The sequence below is a fragment of the Acidovorax radicis N35 genome (assembly GCF_000204195.1).
In the GTDB taxonomy this organism is placed as follows: domain Bacteria; phylum Pseudomonadota; class Gammaproteobacteria; order Burkholderiales; family Burkholderiaceae_C; genus Acidovorax; species Acidovorax radicis.
Window position 1 is genome coordinate 253,857 of the sequence record NZ_AFBG01000020.1, and the last position, 21,426, is coordinate 275,282.

The following is a 21,426-nucleotide window of genomic DNA, read 5'->3' on the forward strand; positions in this document are numbered from 1 at the left end:
ATGGTGTGGACCTTTTCCTGGGTTCTGCCAATGGCGGCGCCTGCACGGTGTTTGGCTGAAAAAGCCACCCGGAACTTGCGGGGCAGGGCGGCGTGCCCAAGGGGTTCCCTATACTAGTACAGCACTGGTGCCGCCGCCCGAAGTTCCGAAACTTGAAGAGGGTGTATTCGCGATCTGCGGGGTTGCGGTGCGCGACTGCCAGCACGCTCTGAATCCAAGGTGCTACAAAAGGCGGGGCCCTTTGCCCCGAAAGTATTGCGGTAGAGGCGCTATTTCAGTGCTAACTTGCTCAAAGTCATGGATCAAATGCAACAGCAACTATTGGGCGGGACTGGCGATATTCCAGGGGTTCAAATCAGGCGACTACAACCTTGGGAAGACGAGCGTGGACGGCTAACGGAGGTTTTTCGTAACGAATGGCACCCAACCCTTCTCCCTGTGCAGTGGAACCATGTCCGGTCCAGGCCCCGCGTCTTGCGAGGGGTTCATGTGCACGTTCGGCACACCGATCATCTGTTGGTGCTGGGTGGCTCGATGCTGCTGGGTCTGGTAGACCTCCGAGAGGGGACTGAGCATTTCCGGCGGAGTACGGTGCTCGAACTTAGTGGCACCGAGCCCACCATGGTCAGCATTGAGACAGGGGTCGCACACGGCTTTTACTTTCCAGAGCCCGCAGACATTCTGTATTCCGTCACGCACTACTGGGATCCCGTGACGGATGAGTTGGGTTGCCGATGGGACGACGCTGGGCTCGGACTGGATTGGCCCGTCAGCGATCCCATCCTCTCTCCAAGGGATCAAAACGCCAAATCCCTCGACGCATTGCTGGAAGAGTTGCGCGATACCAAGGACAAGCCATGGTGAAGATCGGGCTACTGGGATGTGGCCGCTGGGGGCGGCTGATTCTGCGCGACCTGAAGCAGCTGGGGGCGCACGTCGCGGTCTTGGCCGTAGGGGAGGCAAGCCGTGCCCGTGCTTTGGAGGGCAAGGCCGACGCAGTGGTTTCCACCCTTGATGCGCTGCCGGAGGTGGATGGATATGTGGTGGCTGTGCCCACCGCGCTGCATGCAGCCTTTCTCCGGCAACTGGTGCCAATGGGCAAGCCCATCTTTTGCGAAAAACCCTTCACCTCCGACGCTTCAGAGGCGAGAGTCCTCGCGCAATTGGCTGGCGACAGAATTTTCATCATGGACAAGTGGCGCTACCACGGTGGCGTGCTCGCCCTGGCTGCGCTGGCCCGGTCTGGCGAATTGGGCCCGGTGTTGGGGCTCAAGACGACCCGGCTGGGATGGGGCAACCCTCACATGGACGTAAGCGCTGACTGGATACTGCTCCCGCACGATCTGAGCATTGCCATTGAGATTCTGGGCTACCTTCCAAAACCAACTGCTGCCTGGGCCGAAACCAGCGAAGATGGTTTGATAGCGCTCTCCGGGATTCTGGGGTTAGAGGATCGGAGCCGCCCATGGATGCAGTTTGAAATCGGAGCCCGTTCCCCTGTCCATCGACGGACTGTCGAATTGCGCTGCCGCGATGGCATTGCCTCGTTAAGCGACGCGTACGACGACCATATTGCTCTGCAGCGCACGGCCAACTGCCTGGCGGAGGCGGGTGCATCGAGTGTGGAAATGCGCCCCGTTGCCACCACCATGCCCCTTTTGCTGGAGCTGACAGCGTTCCTGGAGTACCTGTGCCATCGCCAGGGGCCTCCCAAGAGCAGCGCAGCGGAAGGCTTGCTGGTGGTTGAGCACATTTCGCGATTGCGGACACTCGCTGGGCTGGGCGGATGATTGGATGAGCGATCCTCTCTTTACGGTTGTGATCCCCACACACGACCATGCAGATACCTTGTGGTATTCGGTGGCCAGCGTGCAGTGGCAAACGTGCCAGGGCTTCGAGTTGTTCATCGTAGGGGATGGCGCGCCCCAGCGTACGCGCGAAATTGCCCAAACTCTGGCGGGGCGGGACCCCCGCATTCGCTATTTCGACAACCCCAAAGGTCAGCGGCATGGCGAGGCCTACAGGCATTTGGCCTTGCAGGAGGCGAAGGGCCGTTTTGTCGCCTATCAGTCGGACGATGACCTGTGGCTGCCGGATCACCTTGAAACGCTGGCGGATGCGCTGGCACAACACGATCTGGTTCACAGCATGCAGATCGATGTATCGCCTTCCGGCCAGACGGCCACCTGGCCGTTTGATGCTTTCGAGGACGACCAGCAAATCGCGCGCATGCGAAAGTCGGCGGGCGGCTTCGGCTTGGCCTGTGGAGCGCATACGCTTGCCGCCTATCGGGCACTGCCGACAGGGTGGTGTCCCGCGCCACTTGGCATCAACACCGATCTGCACTTCTGGCTGCAAGTGCTGGAGCAAACCGGGGTGCGCTACGCCTCGGTCAAATGGCCGACCGTGCTCCATTTTTCTTCAGTTACGCGCCGTAGCCTGTCCAACGCCGAAAGGGTGGCGGAACTGGAGAGATGGTGGGGCGACCTGCAAGGCCCGGAAAAGCGGCTGGCCCTGCTGAAAAGCGTGTTACTTCGCGTCAATGGCCATTGCTACGCTCAACCCAAACTGCAGGCAGAAATGGAAGCGCTCAAGAGCAGCCTATCCTGGCGGATCACGGCGCCGCTGCGCACATTGGTGAGCCGACTCGGTATCAGGCCCTGACCCTTGCCCCTGACCTTTGCATTTGGCGGAGTCTGAATCCGGTGAGAGGTTGCAGAGGCGATTCACTCTGCCTCACACGGTAGCCAGAAAAACAAAAAAGCCGACGCTACGTTGAAGTAGCACCGGCTTTATGCGCCTTGCGGCTTTCGTTTGGTGGGTCCTGAGTGACTCGAACACTCGACCTACGGATTAAGAGGCCCCCGGGTATTCAGGCCGCTATGCCGCGCCGTTCCTAGCTTTCTGGCTCCTGGGTGTCACATACTTTTCAATCTGGAGGCGTTGATTTATCTTTGGTAATCTGCCGGTACAGTACTGTATATGTGAGGTTACAGCTCGGGCCGCTGACCGTTCTCGGCCAGGAGCAGCCGACTACGGCCAATGAAAGCGGACTCTCAGCAGCGACGTTAGCCGCACCGGGTTGCGTAGCCCGTACTGCACTCACAAGCGAAGCTGGTCGCGTCGGCTTGACTAATCACCCTGGCCTTCGGCACACCAGAAATGGTCACGGAATGGCTGCGCCTTCTTGCCGACTGTGCCAGCTATGCAAGGCATAAAGCGCCCCACTTGCATGTTCACCCCAATGGCTCCAGAAGCTTCCTCGCCATTTCCAGCAGGCTGCTTCAGCATACCCGGATTGGAACAACAAGAGCCCACTCTTCAAATCACGCCATATGTCAGCAAGATCATCCGCTAGATCGGCGAGCGACGATTCCCCAGGCACTTCCTGTGGAACAGATTGAGAATAGTAGTTGAATGGCAACGAGCCGAAGCGGACAAAGACCTGCTTCCATTCCTCATGCGAAATATCGCGCGAGTCCTGCTCGCCGAACAATTCTGGTAAGGCTAGTGCGAGTCGATAGAGATTCGACAGATGCTGTAAAGCAGTAAGGACCTGGTTCCTTTGGTCCTCCGGGTTTGCTTCCGCCCAAGAGCAGAATTCCTCTGCAGCGTCCGCGAACTGTCGCACCTGATTTGACATGTGAAGGCCTCACGTTACGCATCTACCGGCGGCTGCGAAAAGTGCCGCCCGATTCGGGGAAATTTGTACAAAGTTTGCCCGAAAAGAAGCTGCGCTTAGGCGGGTTTTGAATCAACGACGGCTTTGGGATGCGATGCCCACAGTCGCCTTTGGGCCCAAAGCGGACCTTGCAGGACTCGCTTCACCGGTAGTCTGCAAGGCGCGTCGAGTTCTTGACTTTGATCACCTGCCCATTGAACCTGACATGCCAGTGTGGGTCCCATTCCTTGTATGCGTGTACTTGGAAGCCTCCCTCGACAACAGCTATGTCTAGAGGAAGCAAACCTTCCGAGGGTCGAGCAAGAAGCTCAACTTCATCGCCGATTTCGAGTACCACCTCCTCAGGAACCATCTCCAGATAAAGTGTCATCGTAGATCTGGTGTCATTTTTGAAATACCAGACAACTGGGTAATTTTCAGGACTCAGGCACATGACGCAAAAGTTTATTCGGTTGAGCAGCTATCTACTGATAGTGGCTATTTGCTCCATCCCTTACTTACTGTTGGACTCGGTCCTATGGGCCGCACTCCTCACGGTTCCAACGTTTCTTGTTGCGCTGCTCGTTGCGGAACACTTCTATAAATTTGTGCTGAGCAAAAGTGAGCCTTGAGACGTCCGTGCGACCGCTTCTGGCCGAATTCTGCCTGAGGAGCACAGAGCATCTGTTCGGGCAGAGTGTGCGCCAATGGACCACGGTAACTGTGGACGCCGAAGAAATTTCTGGAAAAGGGACGAAATATGTGACGAAAAAAAGCCGCCGCTATTGTTCTGATAGCTGCGGCTTCTTTAGCCTTGCGGCTTTTGTTTGGTGGGTCCTGAGTGACTCGAACACTCGACCTACGGATTAAGAGTCCGCTGCTCTACCAACTGAGCTAAGAACCCAAACTTTTCGTTGATCTGTCCGCATTGCTGCAGAGCCTCGAATTATGCACTAGTTTTTTGTGGCTTGGCAAGCGGTCCACAAAATTATTGCATGGCATTGCGGCTTGCCAGTTCGACAAAAAGGCCGCTGTGGTCCAGCTCGCCCAGGCCGTGGTCTACGCCTTCGGCATACAGGGTCTCGAACAGGGCGGTGATGGGGGCGTCGAAGCCGATCTCGCCCGCCGTCGCCAGGGCGTTGCGCATGTCCTTGAGCTGCACGGCCATGCGGCCGCGGGGGGCGAAGTCACGCTCGACCATGCGCTGGCCATGCAGCTGCAGGATGCGGCTGTCGGCAAAGCCGCCCTGAATCGCTTCGCGCACTTTGGCCATGTCGGCCCCACCCTTGGCGGCAAACAGCAAGGCCTCGGCCACCGCACCGATGGTGATGCCCACGATCATCTGGTTGGCCAGCTTGGTGAGCTGGCCAGCGCCGTGTGGGCCCACATGGGTGGCGCGGCCGCAGGCGGAAAACACGGGCTCGGCCTGTGCAAAGTCTTCGGGGCGCCCGCCGACCAGGATGGCGAGCGTGCCATTTTCTGCCCCCACGGTGCCGCCCGACACGGGTGCATCCAGGTGGGCCAGGCCCATCTCGCCCAGGCGCGCAGCGTGGTCGCGCGCCTCACGAGGCTGGATGGAGGCCATGTCGATGAACAGGGCACCTTTGCGCATGGCCTTGGCGGTTCCCGCATCAAAGAGGACTTGCCCCACAACGGGGCCGTTTTCCAGCAGGCTGATCACTACATCGGCGTTCTGGACTGCTTCGGCGGGGGTGGTGTGGACGGCGATGCCCAATGCTGTCAGGGGCTCTGCCTTGGCGCGGGTGCGGTTCCATGCATGCACCTGATGGCCGGCGTCCTTCAAGCGGCGTGCAATGGGGTGGCCCATCATGCCGATGCCAAGGACTGCAATGCGAAGCGGGGTGGTGGTCATGGCGTCATTCATCCAGGATCGTTGTCTCTTTGTGCATCATGTGCCTTTTTGGTGCATCACCCTGTCACGGAGCTTGCAGCATGGCGGGATTGGAATGATGATCCCGCACAGCCACAGGAGACTTTACCCATGAGCCTGCCCTTGCACGACCCCGCCTGGCTGGAGCGCATGTACAACAACCGCGCCCTGGTGCCCGACCACATGGACTACCTGCAGCGCTGGGCCGGGGATTCTGCCCAAGTGCGTGCGAGCCAGCCTTGTGTGCTGGATGTGCCGTATGGCACCGGCACTGGGGAGGTGCTGGATATTTTCCCCTCTGCGCGGGCCTCGGACCTTGGCGTGCCTGTGCTGGTGTTCATCCACGGCGGGTACTGGCGCTCGCTCGACAAGTCAGACCACTCGTTCATTGCACCTCCCTTTACGCAGGCGGGCTTTTGTGTGGTGGTCGTGAACTACGCGCTGTGCCCCGGCACGCCCGAGGCGCCTGTCACCATTCCCCATATCGTGCGGCAGATGGAAAAGGCGCTGGAATGGGTGTGGCGCCACATTGCCAGCCATGGTGGGGATCCACGGCGCGTCACGGTGGCCGGGCATTCGGCGGGCGGCCAACTGGCGGCCATGATGCTCACCAGCGTGTGGCCCCTGATCGGCGACGGTCTGCCCGACGGGCTGGTGCGCAATGCGCTGTCGATTTCGGGCGTGCATGATCTGGAACCGATCATGTACACGCCCATGTACCAGTCGGTGCTGAACCTGACGGAACAGCAGGTGCTGCAATACAGCCCTGCCCGCCTGCTGGAGCCCGCCACCGGCACGCTCCATTGCGCCGTGGGTGCGGATGAAAGCCCCGAGTTCCTGCGGCAGAACCAATTGATGCAAGACGCCTGGGGCAGCCACTTCGTGCCCCGTAGCGTGAGCTTGCCCGGCCTGCACCACTTCAGCATCGTGGACGCCTTGGCCAGGCCGGGGCATGACCTGCACCACATGGCGCAAAACCTGCTGCGATCCTGACGCAGGGCCTGCATAGCAGGCCACTGGCACCGAGTTACATCAACAGGTGTTCGCCCGCGTTGTCGCCGCCCAGGATCACGTAGTTCACCTTGCGGATGTCCATCAGCTTCTTGCCGCCGGCATAGCTGATGGAGCTTTGCACGTCCTGCTCCATCTCTACCAGCGTGCCGGCCAGCGGGCCCTTGACGGGTTCGAGGATGCGCTTGCCCTCGACGTGTTTGTATTCGCCCTTGTTGAAGTCGCTGGCAGAGCCGTAGTACTCCTTGAAAAGCGCACCATCGACTTCCACCGTCTTGCCCGGGGACTCTTCATGGCCTGCGAACAGCGAGCCGATCATCACCATGCTGGCGCCAAAACGGATGCTCTTGGCGATGTCGCCGTGGCTGCGGATGCCACCATCGGCAATGATGGGCTTGGTCGCCACACGGGCGCACCACTTGAGGGCCGAAAGCTGCCAGCCGCCCGTGCCAAAGCCGGTCTTGAGCTTGGTGATGCACACCTTGCCCGGGCCCACGCCCACCTTGGTGGCGTCCGCGCCCCAGTTCTCCAGGTCGATGATGGCCTCGGGCGTGGCCACGTTGCCGGCAATCACAAAGGCCTTGGGCAGCTTGGCCTTGAGGTAGCCGATCATGTTCTTCACGCTGTCGGCATGGCCGTGGGCGATGTCGATGGTGATGTATTCGGGCGTGATGCCTTCGGCCACCAACTGGTCCACGGTGTCGTAGTCGGGTTGTTTGACGCCGAGCGAGATCGAGGCGTAGCAGCCCTTGGCATGCATATCCTTGACGAACTGGAGGTTGTCCAGGTCAAACCGGTGCATGACGTAGAAGTAGCCGTTCTGGGCCATCCAGGTGCAGATCTTTTCGTCCACCACCGTTTTCATGTTGGCCGGCACCACGGGGATGCGGAACGAGCGTCCGCCCAGCTCCACGCTGGCGTCGCATTCCGAACGGCTTTCCACGCGGCATTTGCGGGGCAGCAGCAGGACGTTGTCGTAGTCGAAGATTTCCATGAGATTCCAAGCTCCTTTGAAAAGGTCGCCCGCGAAGGATTTCACGGGCGTGGGCGCTTGGCTTGGGACCGGCTTTGTGGGCACTGGCGTGGTAGCCAGCTCCGAACCCCGCAGATTGCGCGGGCACAAAAAACCGGGCGTCAAGAAACTTGGGCCCGGTGATTGATTCTACCCGCCTGCCTGGCAGACCCTATAACGGTGCGGGTATGACCGGTATCACCGGCGTCACCTGCAAGTGGACTGCGCAGCCGCAATGACGCGGCCCTGGGCATCCTGCACCCAGCCCACCATGCGCAGCCGCTCGGCCTGTGCGCCTTCCGGGATGCGCATGGACCGGGTTTCCATCCATTTCATTTGCTCTGATTTTGATAGCTCATTGCGCATCTCCCACGTGCCATGGAGCATGTTTCGAACCATATTTCGTGCCACTTTCGTGCCTTCGGTGCCTGCAGGCACGGATTCGACAAGCAGCAGGTAGAAGTCCATGGCTGCGGGCGCCGCGCCGGTGCGCTGTGCAGCCCGTTGCACGGGCGTGAACGCGATGGCCGTGCCCAGGTAGTCGTTGAACGGCATGCCATGGGCCACGCGCAGGCGGGCGGGCATGGTCGCTTCGATCGCAGCAGTGTGCACATCGGTGGCGACAGGGGGCTTGCGGTCCAGGGCCTGCAGGCGGGCCAGGGCGTCGCTGGTGGCGGCGGCCGACAGGGGCGCGTCGTCGCCGGCCTTGCCCGGCACGATCCAGTCCAGGACCGCCACGCCCGCCGTGGCAGAGGGCGCGGGGGTGGCCGCATCGCTCCAGCAGGCTTCGCAGTCGGCGCTGATGAAACGCTCGAAAATGGCCACGGGCTGTGGGGTACCGTCACTGCTGCAACTGGCCTGGGCCAGCGCAGAAGGTGCATGGGTCAGTGCAAGGGCCAGAAGGCTGGCCAGGGTGCGGGCAATGTTTTTCATGGGCTCCAGGGGAGGGCGCCGGGGCGCTTTCTACAATGGCCGCATGTTCCCACAAGACCCGTTCCCGGGTGCACCCGAAGCCCTGGTGCCCCCACACGCTGCTGCGGCCTCGGCTGCATCGCCCCTCCTGGCCAACCTGAACGACGAGCAACTGGCTGCCGTCACGCTGCCCGCAGGCCACGCGCTCATCCTGGCGGGGGCGGGCTCGGGCAAGACGCGTGTGCTCACCACCCGCATTGCCTGGCTGTTGCAAAACGGCTATGCCACGCCCGGCGGCATTCTGGCCGTCACTTTCACGAACAAGGCTGCCAAGGAAATGGTGGCCCGCCTGTCGGCCATGCTGCCGGTGAACGTGCGTGGCATGTGGATCGGCACCTTCCACGGCCTGTGCAACCGGCTCTTGCGCGCGCACCACAAGGCGGCCGGCCTGTCGCAGTCGTTTCAAATTCTGGATACGCAGGATCAGCTCTCGGCCATCAAGCGCCTGTGCAAGCAGCACAACGTGGACGACGAGCGTTTTCCGCCCAAACAGCTGTCCTATTTCATCGCCAACTGCAAGGAAGAAGGCCTGCGTCCCGGCGACGTGCAGACGAATGACAGCGATGCACGCAGAAAGGTCGAGATCTACCAGCTCTACGAAGAACAATGCCAGCGCGAAGGCGTGGTGGACTTTGGCGAGCTGATGCTGCGCAGCTACGAACTGTTGCGCGACAACGACCCCATCCGCGAGCACTACCAGCGCCGCTTTGCGCACATCCTGGTCGACGAGTTCCAGGACACCAACAAGCTGCAGTACGCCTGGCTCAAGCAACTGGCGGGCAACGAGGTGGGCGGGCGCTTTGAAGCCCGTGGCAGTGTGATTGCCGTGGGCGACGACGACCAGAGCATCTACGCGTTTCGCGGTGCGCGCGTGGGCAACATGACCGACTTCGTGCGCGAGTTCGATGTGCAGCGCCAGATCAAGCTGGAGCAGAACTACCGCAGCTACAGCAACATCCTCGACTCGGCCAACCACCTCATCAGCCACAACAGCCGCCGCCTGGGCAAGAACCTGCGCACCACGCAGGGCGCGGGCGAGCCCGTGCGCGTGTACGAGGCCAGTTCCGACCTGGCCGAGGCGCAGTGGATGGTCGATGAGATCAAGCAGCTGGTGCGCAACGACGGCTTTGAGCGCAAGGAAATCGCCGTGCTCTACCGCAGCAACGCGCAAAGCCGTGTGATCGAATCGGCCCTATTCAATGCCAGCGTGCCCTACCGTGTGTACGGCGGCCTGCGCTTCTTCGAGCGCGCCGAAATCAAGCATGCGCTGGCCTACCTGCGCCTGCTGGAGAACCCGCACGACGACACCAGCTTCACGCGGGTCGTCAACTTTCCACCGCGTGGCATCGGCGCGCGCAGCATCGAGGTGCTGCAGGACGCCGCCCGCGCCGCCGGTTGCTCGCTGCACGATGCGGTGAGCGCCGTGCCCGGCAAGGCGGGCGCCAACCTGGGCGCGTTTGTCGCCATGGTGGATGTGCTGCGCGAGCAGACCCAGGGCCTGAACCTGCGCGGCATCATCGAGCAGATGCTCGAATCCACGGGCTTGGTGGAGCACTTCCGCACCGAAAAGGAAGGCGCCGACCGCATCGAGAACTTGCAGGAACTGGTCAACGCCGCCGAGAGTTTTGTCACCCAAGAGGGCTTTGGCCGCGATGCCGTGGCCCTGCCGCTGGACGAGCACGGCACACCGCTCACGCAAAGCGCGGTGAGCCAGGGGCTGGACCCCAACGCGCCGGTGCTGGATGAGCCGCTCAGGCCCGCAGTGCCGGGCATCGTGGATGCCGACACGGGCGAAACCCTCTCGCCCCTGGCGGCCTTCCTGACCCACGCGGCGCTGGAGGCGGGCGACAACCAGGCCCAGGCCGGGCAAGACGCCGTGCAACTGATGACCGTGCACGCCAGCAAAGGGCTGGAGTTTGACGGTGTGTTTATCGGCGGCATGGAAGAGGGCCTGTTCCCCCACGAAAACTCCGCCAGCGAGCGCGATGGCCTGGAGGAAGAGCGCCGACTGATGTATGTGGCCATCACCCGCGCCCGCAAGCGCCTGTACCTGAGCCACTCGCAAACGCGCATGCTGCACGGCCAGACGCGCTACAACATCAAGAGCCGCTTCTTTGACGAGCTGCCGGAAGCCGCGCTCAAGTGGATCACGCCCAAGCAGCAGGGGTTTGGTTCGTTTGCTCCTAATTCAGGAGCTTCTAGCGCTTATCCATCAAGCGCTAGAGGCCAATTTGGCTTCAAATCCGAGACGTTTGCCAGCCCGCCCGTGCCCGTGCAGAAGACCGCGCCCTCCCACGGCCTGCGCGCAGGCATCAACGTGTTCCACACCAAGTTCGGCGAAGGCAAGGTGCTGGCCATCGAAGGCACGGGCGACGACGCGCGTGCGCAGGTCAACTTCCCGCGCCACGGCACCAAGTGGCTGGCGTTGTCGGTGGCCAAGTTGACGGTGGTGGATTGAGCGCAGCCACCGCGCCTGCTTCTGCGCCGATCCTGGTGGTGCTGGGCGGGCTGCCCGGCGTGGGCAAGAGCACGGTCGCCCGTGCGTTGCTGGCGCTCTGGCCTGCGGTGTACCTGCGCATCGACACCATCGAGCAGGCGCTGCGGGATTCCGGCGTGCTCGTCGCCGGGGATGTGGGCGCGGCCGGCTACCGGGTGGCCTGCGCGTTGGCGCGCACCCAGCTTGCGCAGGGCATGCCGGTGCTGGCGGACTGCGTCAACCCGCTGCCGGTGACGCGCGAGGCCTGGCGCGCCGTGGCGCGCGACGCCCAGGTGCCCGTGCTGGAGGTGGAAGTGATCTGCTCGGACGCCGCAGAGCACCAGCGGCGCGTGGAAACACGGGCCATTGGTGTCCCTGGGCTGGTGGGGCCCACTTGGCAGGCCGTGCTGCAGCATGACTACATGCGCTGGGATCAGGAGCGACTCGTGGTGGACACAGCGCGCTGCAGCGTGGGCGAAGCGGCGCAGTACATCCTGTCTGCGCTGCGCGAGCGCACAGCGCGAACTAACCAGGCGACTTAAGCCGGCAGGCAGTGCGCCGTGGTGTCCGGCAGCGCCAGCTTTTCGGCCACCAAGCCTTTGCGCTCGGGGGAGATCAGTGCCCCCAGCCCCTGCATGACCGTGACTTCGGCACCGGCCTCCTTGTCGCGGTAGCACTTGCCGAGCAGGTCCAGGGTGCTCACCAGCGCCTGTGCCTGGGGTGCTGAGGTTTTTTGGAGGGAAGCGGCCTGCTGCTTCAGCCAGGTCTCATAGACCTCCAGGGTGGCCTGCGGCAGCTTGGTGCGCTCGGCCTCGGGAATCATGCTGGCATACAGGGCCTGGAGGCTTTGTATGCCCGGTTGCCCCATCACCAGCACGGCGTCGTAGCGCGCCTCGTAGGCGCCTTGCCGGTAGATCACCTGGTGGATCTGGTAGCGCAGCTTGCCCTTGTCACCCCCCAATGTCCGGATCAGGTCGCGCGCGGCGGCGCTGTGGCGGTCGCTGGCGAACTGCGCTTCCAGGGCCGACGCAATTTGCGCATCGGTCGGGTAGCGAACTGCGCCCAGGGTTTCTGGCGCGGATGAGGGGTTGCACCCGAGCAAGGCGCCTGCCGCACCCATATACAAAAAGCCACGAAAGATAATTAATTTCATATTTATGACAATTTAATGGATGGAATTTTTATATTTTCCAGTAGACAAGGATTTCTGAATGTTATTCAGGGTTTCATAATGATTTTAAGTGTAAGTGCATGTTGAGTTTTTTACGCAATCTCGTGCGGTTGGTTTGGTGGTCTGGCTGTGGGGATTTGGCAGGCCCTGATGTAAGTGCTTGTCCTACTTGCCTTATTTTTACAGGCAACACAGGGCGTGGCGGCTTGTCCGAGATTGTGGATAACTGGACAGAGGCCCGCCAGGACTGCTGCCTACATTTCTTTACTGGGTGCGTGGATACACCCATCAACAATTCGTTCGCAGGCCGCAAGAGGCTGCTCGTCGATTAATTTTTAACCCATGGAAGGATTATTGATATGCGCAAACTTGCCATTACCACCCTTGCTACGCTGGCCTTCACCTGCAGCGCGGCTTTCGCCCAGAGCGGCAACGTCGCCATTCCGGGCTTGATCTCGGGCAAGGGCTCGGCGGGCTCCGAGGTGACCAACAGCAAGATCTCCGTCACCGGCAACAAAGCCACCAACGTGATCGCGGGCGGCGGCAAGGCGGGCATCAAGGTGGCCGAGGTGTCCATGGAAGGCGTGGCCAACGTCAACAGCATCAACATCACGGGCTCCAAGATCCGCAATTCGGAACTGACCGTGAGCGGCAACGAAGCCACCGACATCAAGGCCATTGGCGGCACGGCCAACGTCAACAGCATCAATATCAACTAAGCCCTGTGCCCCCCGGCGGGCCGCCTTGCCGCCTGGCCCTTGCGGGGTCCACACGGCTGCCTTTCCATCCAAAGTCTGTTCGTCGAAAACTGGGAGCTGTGAGTGCACACAACGCGCAAGACGCAACCGCATGAAGCGGCCGCGCTATGGCTGGTCGGCATTTCCGTGGCCCTGGCGCCGATGCGTGTGGGGGCTCAGGAGTCCATGCTGGCTGGCGTGGGGTGGCACAAGAACAGCGCCGGCACACAGGTGGATGCGGGCAGCCAGATCCAGGTGCACGGAAACCGGTCCACGGGCCCCGTGGTGTCGACTGGTGGCAAGGGCTCGGCCCTCGCCAATGCCGGGATGCGTGTTGATCTGGCCGGCACCGCGCAGGCCAATGGCATTGGCTTGGCGGCAGTGGATGTGCGCCAATCGCAGGTGCAGGTGCTGGGCAACCAGGTGACGGGTTTTGTGCACGCCCTGGGTGGTGCCGCCACGGCCAACATGGTGCTGGCCGCGAGCGCCACAGGCACGAAGCCGCTCACCGCGAGCCGCTTGCTGGTGCAGGGCAACCGCGCCGCCGATGTGGCCGCTTTCGGTGCCAAATCCGAGGTGCTGCTGGGCACCGGGTCGCTGCAGATGCCCGGCCGCGCCACGGCCAACAGCGTGCTGCTGGATGCGACCGAGGTGCGCAATTCCGAGGTGGCGCTCGCTGGCAACGAGGCCCGGCGTGTCACCTCCATCGGCGGATCTGCGCTCGCCAATGCCCTCACAGCGGCCCGCTCGGTCTTGGTGGACACTCGCGTCCTGCACACCGCAAACCGTGCAGAAGATGTGCGAGCAGGCGGCGGTAGTGCGGGCGTGGGGCGTGGCACCATTGCCCAGGTCGATCTGACGGGGGTGGCCGCTGCCAACGCGGTCACCCTGGCGTCGAGTGAACTGAAGAATGCCCAACTCACCCTGGCGGGCAACGAGGCGGCCCAGGTCATCGCAACGGGTGGCAGCGCCCTGGCCAACAGCATCAGCTTCTCCGAGCACAAACTTGCGGGTTCGGCCGGGTACCAGGCGGGCGTATCGGGCAATACCGCACGCAACGTGCAAGCCTGGGGCGGCGAAGGCTCCATCCTCAGCGGGGCGTTGGCCGATGTGCGGGTGTCTGCCTCGGCCCTGGCCAACACCATCTCCGTGACCCGGGGCGAACTGGCTGAAGGGCCTGTGCACCGCCTCAGTGGCAACCAGGCCCGCGATGTGGTTGCGACCGGGGGTGGCGCAGGAGCCAACAGTCTCTGGCTGGACAACGCGACAGTGCGCGGTGGCAACGTGCTGCTGGCAGGCAACGTGGCCGACAGGGTGCGGACGGCTGGGGGCTCGGGCACCATTGGCGGTGGCCTGGTAGGTGCCCTGGAACGCAATGGACGCGCCCTGGCCAACACCGTGGTGGCGGACCACCAGTCCACGCTGGAGCGGGCTGCCATCACCCTCAGCGGCAACCAGGGCCAGTCGATCACCGGCTCGGGTGGCCTGGCGGCGGCCAACACGGCCATGGTGAGCGAGGGGCGTGTGCAGGACACCGCCCTGACCCTGGCGGGCAACCGCGCCGATGGGGTGCAGTCCACTGGCTATGCGGCGCAGGCTGGCGGAGGCCTTTTGTTTTCGGCCAGCCAGCAGTCGGCCGCGCTGGCGAACACGCTGGCGGTCACGGGTTCGCAGCTGGATGCCCAGACACTGACCCTGGCGGGCAATACCGCGTCGCGCCTGAATGCACGCGGCGGCGCGCTGCTGGCCAACAGCATTTCCCTCGAAAACGGTGCGGGCGCGCCCTCGCGGCTTTCGGCGGCAGGTGTTGTTACGGGCAATGTCGCCACGGACATGACCACTGCTGCGGATTCGGTGTCGGGTGCGGGCGGTCTGGCCGGGCGCGAAAGCCGCGCCCGGGCTGCCGCCAACGCCCTGGTGCTGCACGATGGGGCGCTGGTGGATGCCTCGTCCCCCTGGTTGATCGCCGGGAACACCGCGCGCGGTGTACACGCGCCTGGAGGCACCGCCCTGGTCAATGCACTGTCGGCCTACCGTGGCGCACGGGTGCAGGGCAGCCCTGTGGTCATCGTGGGCAACACCGGCGAGGACATCCGCGCCGCTGGCAGTGGCGCACAGGCGCTGGGCCTGGGGGCCAAATCCAATGGGGTGCTGATCGCCAACGGGCTCTACATGGATGGTTCCGGTGCCACGGCGCTGGCCCAGAGCACCGTGCAGGTGGTCGGCAACACGGCGCGGCAATTGAACGCCGACGGTGGCCGCATCAACGCCAACGCGCTGTCAGTCAACGCCCAGGGCCGCGTGGACAGCAGCACCCTGACGCTCGCTGGCAACACCGCAGCCAATGTGCGCAGCGAGGGGCGTGAGGGTACCGTGGGTGGTTTTGTGGCCTTTGGCAAAGGCGTGGGCCAGGCCAATGCCAACGCGGTCCAGGTGCTTGGAACCTTGCGTGCGGCCAGCCTGCAGCTGACGGGCAACTCGGCGGGGCGCGTGCAGGCCACCGAGGGCCTGGCGGCAGCCAACAGCTTTTCGCAAGGCGCCGGTGGGCGTGTGGATGGTGTGCAGGCGCTATTGGCGGGCAACACGGCTGTGTCCACCCAGGCCGACCAGGGCAGCACAGCGTTGGCCAACAGTGTGCAGGCTGATGGCACGCTGCAGGGCAGCTCAGTGCAAGTGGTGGCCAACCAGGGCAGCGCACGCGCAGCAGGCCAGGATGGGCTGGCCAACAGCGTGCGTGTGCAGGGCCGGGGGCGCCTCGCCGGTTCGTCGGTCACCGTGGCCGCCAACCAAGGCTCGGCACAGCAGGGGGTGGCCAACAGCGTGGACATCGCGGGCACATTGCAGGGCGGCAGCATCACCATCCTGGGCAACCAGGGCTCGGCGCGCGATGGCGGGGCCATCAACAGCGTGGTGGGCGGTGGCCGCGTCACGGGCAGCCAGATCACCATCATTGGCAATGCGGGCTCGGCCACCGGCGGGCTGGCCAACAGCGTGCGCGCCGAGGGCAGCATCACCGGCTCCAACATCACCATCCTGGGCAACCAGGCCAGTGCGCAGGGTGGCAGCAGCAAGGTCAACAGCGTCACAGGCTCGGGCTCCATCAAGGGCAGCCAGGTCCTGATCGCGGGCAACACCGGCCGGGCCAGTGGCGGTGGCCTGGTCAACGGTGTGAACAACAGCGGCAGCATGGCCGGTGCGCAAGTTGCGGTGCTGGGCAACCAGGGCAACGCCACGGGCGGTGGCACTGTCAACAGCGTGGACAACCGGGGCCAGCTCTCGGGCCGGGTGCTGATTGCAGGCAACCGGGGCGGCGCCACCATGGGTGGCACGGTCAACTCGCTCGTGAACCACGGCGTGATGGCGGGTACGGTCGTGATCGCCGGCAACCAGGGGCAAGCAGCGATGGGTGGCGTGTCCAACTCGGTGGTCAACCAGGGCGTCATCACGGGCGCGGTGACCATCGTTGGAAACATGTCGGCCGCTGCAGCAGGCATGACGTCCGGCAGCGTGCGCAACGTGGGCGGCGCCATTACCGGCATTGTGGGTGTGGCGGGCAATACCCCGTTTGCCGCGAACCCTGGCTACACGTACACCATCCCTTCCACGGGCGTGGTGAACCAGTCTGTCACGGTGTTGCCTGCCGTGAATATTCTGAGCATGTAGAGGCTATTCGGCGGCCGCGCAATGGCGCCCTTTTTTTGGTTTTCTGTGGACGAAGGAGTGGCAATGAAATATCTGAACAGAACTTCCTCGGGGCGCGCACTGCGCACGCTTGGAGTGTGCGTGGGGGCTGGGGCGCTGGCGCTGCTAGGCGCGGGCGTACAGGCCCAAATGGTGAACTACGGCGAGCAGCTGGGCGCCTACAAGGACATGGCCCAGAGTGGCGTGCGGCTCAACGATGGGGTCTATCCATCGGTCAGCGCCAAAGCGCGCGTGAACCGTGCGATTTCGCAGAACACCCTGGTGGACCAAAGTGCCCTGGTCCAGCCGGACGGCACGCTGAAGCTGCCCGAGGGGCAGAAAAACATCGTGATCCGTTCCACGTACTCCGACATACAGCGGGGTGCGGACGGCACGCTGCGCATTGCCAGCCCCGTGATCCAGGGCAATGTGAACGGCAACGTGACGCTCTATGTGGAAGGAAAGGGCGTGGAGAACATCACGGTCCTCAACTCGCGGCGTTGAACCGCAACAGCGCATCTACAGCTTTTGCAGCCCCGAGAGAGCGGGGCTTTTGATACCACCACGACAACAAAGAACCATGATGAAAAGAACATTGCGATGGGGAGCGCTGGCGCTGGCGGTGGCCACCCTGGCCGGTTGTGCATCCACCGAGAACGCGCTCAAGGACGCCAACACACTGCTGCAAGACCGTGAGGCGGACAAGCTGCTGCCGGTGACCAACCTGAGCCCCTATGCGCTGGCGTTGGGCCGCTTCGGTCGCATGCTCGACATCTACAAGGAGGGCGACCCTGTCATCTACATGCAGACGCGCAGCATCCTGGATGCCACCAACCTGTCGAGCCCGTTGGTGGGCGCCGAGATTCCCGGAGACATCACGGAAATGGTGCGCACGGCCGTCAACCGCATTGGTGCGCGCGTGGTCTATGTGCCTTACCACCCGGACTACCTGGTGTCGCAAGCGCAGCTGGGCGCCAAGTTCGGTGTGACCATGCCCGACTTCCTGATCACCGGCGCGCTCACGGAGTTTGACCGTGCCATTGCGGGTGCGGGGCGTGTGAATTCGGCGGGTATCGAGTTTGGCAAGGGCAATGGCAAGGTCACGCTGGGTGGCGACATCAAGCGCACGGCCATCTATTCGGCCCTGGCGCTGGACTTGAACCTGGTGAGCTTTGCCACGCAGCAGATGGTGCCGCAGGTGCAGGCCTCCAACGTGGTCAAGGTGCTCAATTTCAGCTCGGAAGACAACGCCAGCCTGGGCTTTTACGGCGATGCCTTCGGCTTCAAGCTCGAAGGCAAATACTTGCAGGGGCGCCACTCGGCCATCCGCACGCTGGTGGACCTGAGTGTGCTGGAGCTGGTTGGCAAGGCCACCAACACGCCGTATTGGCGCTGCATCCCCAACGGCACTCCCGACCCGGTGGTGGTGGAGAACATGCGCGCGGGCTACAACGCTTTGACGCCCGAACTCAAGCTCGGGTTGATCCAGGTCACGCTGCGCAAGTACGGCGAGCCGGTGCAGGTCACCCAGAAATACGACGCCGAGACCCGGCAGGCGCTGGAGAAGGTGTACGCACAGCGGTACGCCGCACTGGGCCCGGTGGACGTGATGACCTGGCAAGGCTTTGAGCCCCTGTTCTTTGGCGTGCCCATGGCCTGGGACACGGCGCAGAACCCCGCGTTGGCTGGTGCGGCCCCCGCTCCGGGCGGTGCGGCGCCAGCGGGCGCGAAGGCTGGCACATGATGCGTGGCGCCAGCATGCTTTACCGCTGGGCGCCCTGGTTGGTGATGGGCGTTGCCTTGCACGCACCCGCTTTTGCGCAGTTGCCGCCAGCCGGTCCCCCAACGCCGTCAGCCGGGCCCGCCCCGGCACAGCAGGCGGCGCCGGGCGCCACGGCGGGTGCACGCTTTCTGGAATCCTGCAACGAGGCGCTGGAGCGTGGCGTGGCCGAGCTGGGTTGCCAGGGGCCGATCTACCGCAACGAGCTGGAGCGCTTGAAACGGGAAGCCCTGAACACGCAAAACCCGCAGCTGCTGTCGTTCGTGGGCGATGCCTACCAAAACCCCCGGTCCGGCCTGGGCGACATGGGGCAGGCCTACCGCTGGTACCTGCTGGCCGCCGTGCGCGGAGACCCCCGCGCGATGCAGCGTTTGACAGAGATGAACCGCAAGGGCCAGGGTGTGCCCAAAGACAACGTGCGGGCCTTGGGCTACGCACGCCTGCTGGAGCGCATGGCGCAGCCCGACACCGGCACGCACCGCAATGTGCTGTCGGTGATCAATGAACTTGGCGCTGAGATGGCCGTGGAAGAGGTGGCGCTGGCCGAGCGTTTTGCGTCGGAGCTGGAAGCGCGCATTCAGCGCCAGGCCGCCGGCGATGGCACAGACAAAGGCGGCGATTTGCGGCCCGCAGCAGCCGGGGCCGTTCGGCCGGGCTCGGGCTTGCCGGGCATGTCGGCGGTGCCCCGCACGCCCTCGGGTGTGCCAGCACCTGCGGCGGTGCCCAGCAGCACTTTCCCCGGGACGCCCGGCAAGGCCCCGCCCTGATGCCCAAGTCTCACACTATGAACGGCGCTCCATTGTTCCACCGGCTGGTCTGGAGCTGCGCGGATGCGGTGGCCCGGGCATCGCGCTGTGGTGCTGTGGTGTTGTTCGCGCTCCTGCTGGCAAGCACTGCGGCCCGTGCTGCGGGCCCCGTGGGGCCGGTGGGACCGGTCGGGCCCATCGGGCCGGTGGGTGTGGAGCCGGTGGAGGCTCCCCGCAAGAGCCGCGCGAACCCTGTGCCACGGCCTGCAGCACCGGCGCAGCCTTCCGGCAGTGCTGCCAGCGGTGCCTCCACGGGCAATCGCATCGAGGTGTCGGGCAATACCGCGTCCGGCACACGCTGCGCTGCGGATGGCACGGCATCGGTAAACAGCGTGGACGTATCGGGCGCGCGCCTGGACGGTCGCACGGTCATCGTGCAGGGGCGCAATGCCAGCGATGTGCGAACCAGTGATTGCCCGGCGCGTGCCGAGCCGCCGCCGCAGGGCCATGGCGCCACGGGCCAGACCAACAGCATCCGCATCCGCTGAGCGCGGCGCCCGCCACCTCCTTCCACCCGACCACTGCAAGAGCATTGCTAAGAACACCATGAAAATTCCGTCGGACACATCACACACCTTGACTTCACCCCGCCTGGCATGGCCCGTTCGGCGCAAGGGCGCAGCCCTGGCCGTGGCCACGGCAGCCCTTTTGCTGGCGGGATGCAAGGAGCGCCCGCCCGAAGCGCCCTCCGCTGCGCCCGCGGCCACCCCTGCGACCACACCGCCGGTTGCAGCGCAGCCCGTACCCCCACCCGCCGCAGCGCCCGCAGCGGCAGCGGCGCCCAAGCGGGTCCCACTGTCCATCCAGGGCGTGGCGGCTGCTGGCGTTACGGTGCGTGTCAAAGCCGTGGAGATTGGCGCAGACGCCACGGTGCTCGACGTGAGCATCTCGTTCGCCAATCGCATTACCGACACCACCATGCTAGCCCTGGCCGACACCTACCTGCAGGACGAAAGCGGTGCCCGGCTGCACATCAAGCGGCCCGACAACAACCGCGACATCACCATCCGCGAAGGCGAGACGCTGGACGGCCAACTGGTCTTCATGGGCGCCGTGGCGCCTTCGGCGCGCAAGCTCAAGCTCGTGTTCAACGACGGCAACCAGGGCGACAACATCGTGGCGCCGGGGCTGGTGGTCGACCTGCCGTTGCAGGGCGGCTGATGCGGCAACCAACGCAGGCGGATCGCCCTGTGCGTGTCGGCATGCTCGGGTGGGCTGACGCGTGCCTGGCGCTGGCGGCACTGGTATGTGTGGTGCCCGCGGCAGCGCAAGACGTGGTGCGCAGCGGCCGGGCACTTGCCGATGTGCCCACGCGGCTTGTGCCCGCGTCAGGCGCGCCCGCCACCACGCTGCGCAAGCAGGAGCTCTCCGGCAGTTTGGCCAGCCGCACGCAAGACACGACGCTGCAGCGCAGCGCCGGGCCGCAGACCATCCTGCGCGAGGCCGAGGTGCCCAGGGAGCGGCTGGAGCAGACGCGCGCGCTGTTGGTCGAGCTAAAGGCCCGGCCGACCCCGGAGCAGGCGATCTCCATCGACCTGCCGGCCGACGTGCTGTTCGACTTCGACAAGGCCGAGCTGCGTGCCGACGCCGCACCGTCGCTGGACAAGGCTGCCGAGCTCATCAAGAGCTACGCCACCGCGCCACTCACGGTGCTGGGCCACACCGACGGCAAGGGCACCGACGCATACAACGACGCGCTGTCACTGCGCCGCGCCGAAGCCGTCGCGCGTGCGCTGCAGCGGCACACCCAACGCCAGGCGCGCTTGGAAGGCCGGGGCAAGCGCGAGCCGGTCGCGCCCAACACCACCCCCGATGGGCGCGACGATCCGCAAGGCCGGCAGCTCAACCGGCGCGTGCAGATCCTGATCGGCGTGCCCAGGAAGGAAGGCAGGTAAACCATGGCCCTCATCCGCTGCCCTGAATGCGGTCGTGAAGTGTCCTCTCAGGCGCCGGTCTGCCCTTCCTGCGGCTATCCGATACAAGCCAGGAATGCGCCGCCCGTTGCACAACAACCGAATGCGCTGCAATCCCCGCACCTGTGGGGGCGCCTGGCCATGGTGCTGGGCGCGTGGCTGGTCACGCCGTGGATCGCCAAGCTCATCGTGGCGCTGGCGGTGTGCGTGCTGGCGTACTTCATGTTCACGGGGCGGTGATAGCCCTGAAGCGCGCGAACACACGGTGCGCTACCGCCAAGAGACGGCAATCCGGTTGCTATATTTTTAGTAGCT

20 protein-coding genes and 1 tRNA gene are annotated in these 21,426 nt (G+C 64.0%); 15 read left to right on the top strand and 6 right to left on the bottom strand.

The features are described from left to right. The first annotated feature begins 306 nt into the window (after positions 1 to 306). The 3 genes from ARADN35_RS26430 to ARADN35_RS0114990 are packed head-to-tail and all read left to right on the top strand — an operon-like array spanning position 307 to position 2,664. On the top strand, positions 307 to 864 hold the full coding sequence (locus ARADN35_RS26430; protein WP_242421356.1) for a dTDP-4-dehydrorhamnose 3,5-epimerase family protein: 558 nt from the start codon (positions 307 to 309) through the stop codon (positions 862 to 864). Then, entirely contained in the window at positions 858 to 1,790 is a 933-nt protein-coding gene (locus ARADN35_RS0114985; RefSeq protein WP_010463529.1) for a Gfo/Idh/MocA family protein, read from the top strand. Before ARADN35_RS26430 ends, ARADN35_RS0114985 begins: the two co-directional genes overlap by 7 nt. Before the next feature lie 4 nt (positions 1,791 to 1,794). Further along, the gene (locus tag ARADN35_RS0114990; RefSeq protein ID WP_029414049.1) at positions 1,795 to 2,664 is read left to right on the top strand and encodes a glycosyltransferase family 2 protein; all 870 of its coding nucleotides are present in this window, start codon (positions 1,795 to 1,797) and stop codon (positions 2,662 to 2,664) included. A gap of 502 nt (positions 2,665 to 3,166) precedes the next feature. Here ARADN35_RS0114990 and ARADN35_RS27370 read toward each other — a convergent pair. The 3 genes from ARADN35_RS27370 to ARADN35_RS0115010 form a co-directional block, all read right to left on the bottom strand. Beyond that, positions 3,167 to 3,643, bottom strand: coding sequence for a DUF5063 domain-containing protein (locus tag ARADN35_RS27370; RefSeq protein WP_081474644.1), 477 nt, complete (start codon positions 3,641 to 3,643; stop codon positions 3,167 to 3,169). Between the two features lie 846 nt (positions 3,644 to 4,489). Then, a tRNA-Lys gene (locus ARADN35_RS0115005) sits at positions 4,490 to 4,565 on the bottom strand. 84 nt (positions 4,566 to 4,649) lie between these two features. Beyond that, a complete protein-coding gene (locus ARADN35_RS0115010; RefSeq protein WP_035197879.1) occupies positions 4,650 to 5,534 on the bottom strand; it encodes an NAD(P)-dependent oxidoreductase in 885 nt (294 codons plus the stop codon). A gap of 129 nt (positions 5,535 to 5,663) precedes the next feature. On the opposite strand from ARADN35_RS0115010, the gene ARADN35_RS0115015 reads away from it, so the two are divergent. After that, on the top strand, positions 5,664 to 6,545 hold the full coding sequence (locus tag ARADN35_RS0115015; protein WP_010463535.1) for an alpha/beta hydrolase: 882 nt from the start codon (positions 5,664 to 5,666) through the stop codon (positions 6,543 to 6,545). 34 nt (positions 6,546 to 6,579) lie between these two features. On the opposite strand, the gene ARADN35_RS0115020 is transcribed toward ARADN35_RS0115015, so the two are convergent. Both ARADN35_RS0115020 and ARADN35_RS0115025 read right to left on the bottom strand, forming a co-directional pair. Beyond that, positions 6,580 to 7,557 carry a GMP reductase gene (locus tag ARADN35_RS0115020; RefSeq protein WP_010463537.1) on the bottom strand — a complete coding sequence of 326 codons (978 nt, stop codon included), beginning with the start codon at positions 7,555 to 7,557 and terminating at the stop codon, positions 6,580 to 6,582. Positions 7,558 to 7,782: 225 nt separating this feature from the next. Continuing rightward, entirely contained in the window at positions 7,783 to 8,508 is a 726-nt protein-coding gene (locus ARADN35_RS0115025; RefSeq protein ID WP_010463539.1) for a hypothetical protein, read from the bottom strand. A gap of 43 nt (positions 8,509 to 8,551) precedes the next feature. Between ARADN35_RS0115025 and ARADN35_RS0115030 the strand changes: the two genes are divergently transcribed. Together ARADN35_RS0115030 and ARADN35_RS0115035 are read left to right on the top strand one after the other, a co-directional pair. Further along, positions 8,552 to 11,005 carry a UvrD-helicase domain-containing protein gene (locus ARADN35_RS0115030; RefSeq protein ID WP_029414050.1) on the top strand — a complete coding sequence of 818 codons (2,454 nt, stop codon included), beginning with the start codon at positions 8,552 to 8,554 and terminating at the stop codon, positions 11,003 to 11,005. After that, positions 11,002 to 11,565 (top strand): P-loop nucleotide/nucleoside kinase family protein, encoded by a 564-nt coding sequence (locus tag ARADN35_RS0115035; protein WP_010463542.1) that lies wholly within the window; start codon positions 11,002 to 11,004, stop codon positions 11,563 to 11,565. Before ARADN35_RS0115030 ends, ARADN35_RS0115035 begins: the two co-directional genes overlap by 4 nt. On the opposite strand, the gene ARADN35_RS0115040 is transcribed toward ARADN35_RS0115035, so the two are convergent. Then, positions 11,562 to 12,176 carry a hypothetical protein gene (locus tag ARADN35_RS0115040; RefSeq protein WP_100199468.1) on the bottom strand — a complete coding sequence of 205 codons (615 nt, stop codon included), beginning with the start codon at positions 12,174 to 12,176 and terminating at the stop codon, positions 11,562 to 11,564. The two genes, ARADN35_RS0115035 and ARADN35_RS0115040, sit on opposite strands and share 4 nt — an antisense overlap. Positions 12,177 to 12,553: 377 nt before the next feature. Between ARADN35_RS0115040 and ARADN35_RS0115045 the strand changes: the two genes are divergently transcribed. The 9 genes from ARADN35_RS0115045 (at position 12,554) to ARADN35_RS0115085 (ending at position 21,351) form a co-directional block, all read left to right on the top strand. Beyond that, positions 12,554 to 12,913: a hypothetical protein gene (locus tag ARADN35_RS0115045; protein WP_010463544.1), complete on the top strand. Its 360-nt coding sequence runs from the start codon at positions 12,554 to 12,556 to the stop codon at positions 12,911 to 12,913. A gap of 102 nt (positions 12,914 to 13,015) precedes the next feature. Continuing rightward, positions 13,016 to 16,594 carry a beta strand repeat-containing protein gene (locus ARADN35_RS0115050; RefSeq protein WP_035197804.1) on the top strand — a complete coding sequence of 1,193 codons (3,579 nt, stop codon included), beginning with the start codon at positions 13,016 to 13,018 and terminating at the stop codon, positions 16,592 to 16,594. Between the two features lie 63 nt (positions 16,595 to 16,657). Beyond that, on the top strand, positions 16,658 to 17,116 hold the full coding sequence (locus ARADN35_RS0115055) for a hypothetical protein (protein WP_010463547.1): 459 nt from the start codon (positions 16,658 to 16,660) through the stop codon (positions 17,114 to 17,116). Positions 17,117 to 17,192: 76 nt separating this feature from the next. Continuing rightward, on the top strand, positions 17,193 to 18,356 hold the full coding sequence (locus ARADN35_RS0115060) for a hypothetical protein (RefSeq protein ID WP_244265909.1): 1,164 nt from the start codon (positions 17,193 to 17,195) through the stop codon (positions 18,354 to 18,356). A gap of 14 nt (positions 18,357 to 18,370) precedes the next feature. Beyond that, a complete protein-coding gene (locus ARADN35_RS26435) occupies positions 18,371 to 19,159 on the top strand; it encodes an SEL1-like repeat protein (protein WP_244265910.1) in 789 nt (262 codons plus the stop codon). Positions 19,160 to 19,176: 17 nt separating this feature from the next. Beyond that, entirely contained in the window at positions 19,177 to 19,686 is a 510-nt protein-coding gene (locus ARADN35_RS27635) for a hypothetical protein (protein WP_139019201.1), read from the top strand. A gap of 88 nt (positions 19,687 to 19,774) precedes the next feature. Further along, positions 19,775 to 20,359 (top strand): DUF4352 domain-containing protein, encoded by a 585-nt coding sequence (locus ARADN35_RS0115075; protein ID WP_244265911.1) that lies wholly within the window; start codon positions 19,775 to 19,777, stop codon positions 20,357 to 20,359. Next, positions 20,359 to 21,093, top strand: coding sequence for an OmpA family protein (locus ARADN35_RS0115080; protein ID WP_244265912.1), 735 nt, complete (start codon positions 20,359 to 20,361; stop codon positions 21,091 to 21,093). Before ARADN35_RS0115075 ends, ARADN35_RS0115080 begins: the two co-directional genes overlap by 1 nt. Before the next feature lie 3 nt (positions 21,094 to 21,096). Further along, complete coding sequence (locus ARADN35_RS0115085; protein WP_029414052.1) at positions 21,097 to 21,351, top strand: zinc ribbon domain-containing protein; 255 nt, start codon at positions 21,097 to 21,099, stop codon at positions 21,349 to 21,351. The last annotated feature ends 75 nt before the right edge of the window (positions 21,352 to 21,426 follow it).

Excerpts from the sequence above, each read along its gene's own strand:
- ARADN35_RS0115030 (WP_029414050.1), top strand. The coding sequence starts at position 8,552 with ATGTTCCCACAAGACCCGTTCCCGGGTGCACCCGAAGCCCTGGTGCCC.
- ARADN35_RS0115060 (WP_244265909.1), top strand. The coding sequence starts at position 17,193 with ATGATGAAAAGAACATTGCGATGGGGAGCGCTGGCGCTGGCGGTGGCC.
- ARADN35_RS26430 (WP_242421356.1), top strand. The coding sequence starts at position 307 with ATGCAACAGCAACTATTGGGCGGGACTGGCGATATTCCAGGGGTTCAA.
- ARADN35_RS0114985 (WP_010463529.1), top strand. The coding sequence starts at position 858 with ATGGTGAAGATCGGGCTACTGGGATGTGGCCGCTGGGGGCGGCTGATT.
- ARADN35_RS0114990 (WP_029414049.1), top strand. The coding sequence starts at position 1,795 with ATGAGCGATCCTCTCTTTACGGTTGTGATCCCCACACACGACCATGCA.
- ARADN35_RS26435 (WP_244265910.1), top strand. The coding sequence starts at position 18,371 with ATGCTTTACCGCTGGGCGCCCTGGTTGGTGATGGGCGTTGCCTTGCAC.
- ARADN35_RS0115045 (WP_010463544.1), top strand. The coding sequence starts at position 12,554 with ATGCGCAAACTTGCCATTACCACCCTTGCTACGCTGGCCTTCACCTGC.
- ARADN35_RS0115010 (WP_035197879.1), bottom strand. The coding sequence starts at position 5,534 with ATGACCACCACCCCGCTTCGCATTGCAGTCCTTGGCATCGGCATGATG.
- ARADN35_RS0115015 (WP_010463535.1), top strand. The coding sequence starts at position 5,664 with ATGAGCCTGCCCTTGCACGACCCCGCCTGGCTGGAGCGCATGTACAAC.
- ARADN35_RS0115080 (WP_244265912.1), top strand. The coding sequence starts at position 20,359 with ATGCGGCAACCAACGCAGGCGGATCGCCCTGTGCGTGTCGGCATGCTC.
- ARADN35_RS0115020 (WP_010463537.1), bottom strand. The coding sequence starts at position 7,557 with ATGGAAATCTTCGACTACGACAACGTCCTGCTGCTGCCCCGCAAATGC.
- ARADN35_RS0115040 (WP_100199468.1), bottom strand. The coding sequence starts at position 12,176 with ATGAAATTAATTATCTTTCGTGGCTTTTTGTATATGGGTGCGGCAGGC.
- ARADN35_RS0115025 (WP_010463539.1), bottom strand. The coding sequence starts at position 8,508 with ATGAAAAACATTGCCCGCACCCTGGCCAGCCTTCTGGCCCTTGCACTG.
- ARADN35_RS0115055 (WP_010463547.1), top strand. The coding sequence starts at position 16,658 with ATGAAATATCTGAACAGAACTTCCTCGGGGCGCGCACTGCGCACGCTT.
- ARADN35_RS27635 (WP_139019201.1), top strand. The coding sequence starts at position 19,177 with ATGAACGGCGCTCCATTGTTCCACCGGCTGGTCTGGAGCTGCGCGGAT.
- ARADN35_RS27370 (WP_081474644.1), bottom strand. The coding sequence starts at position 3,643 with ATGTCAAATCAGGTGCGACAGTTCGCGGACGCTGCAGAGGAATTCTGC.
- ARADN35_RS0115085 (WP_029414052.1), top strand. The coding sequence starts at position 21,097 with ATGGCCCTCATCCGCTGCCCTGAATGCGGTCGTGAAGTGTCCTCTCAG.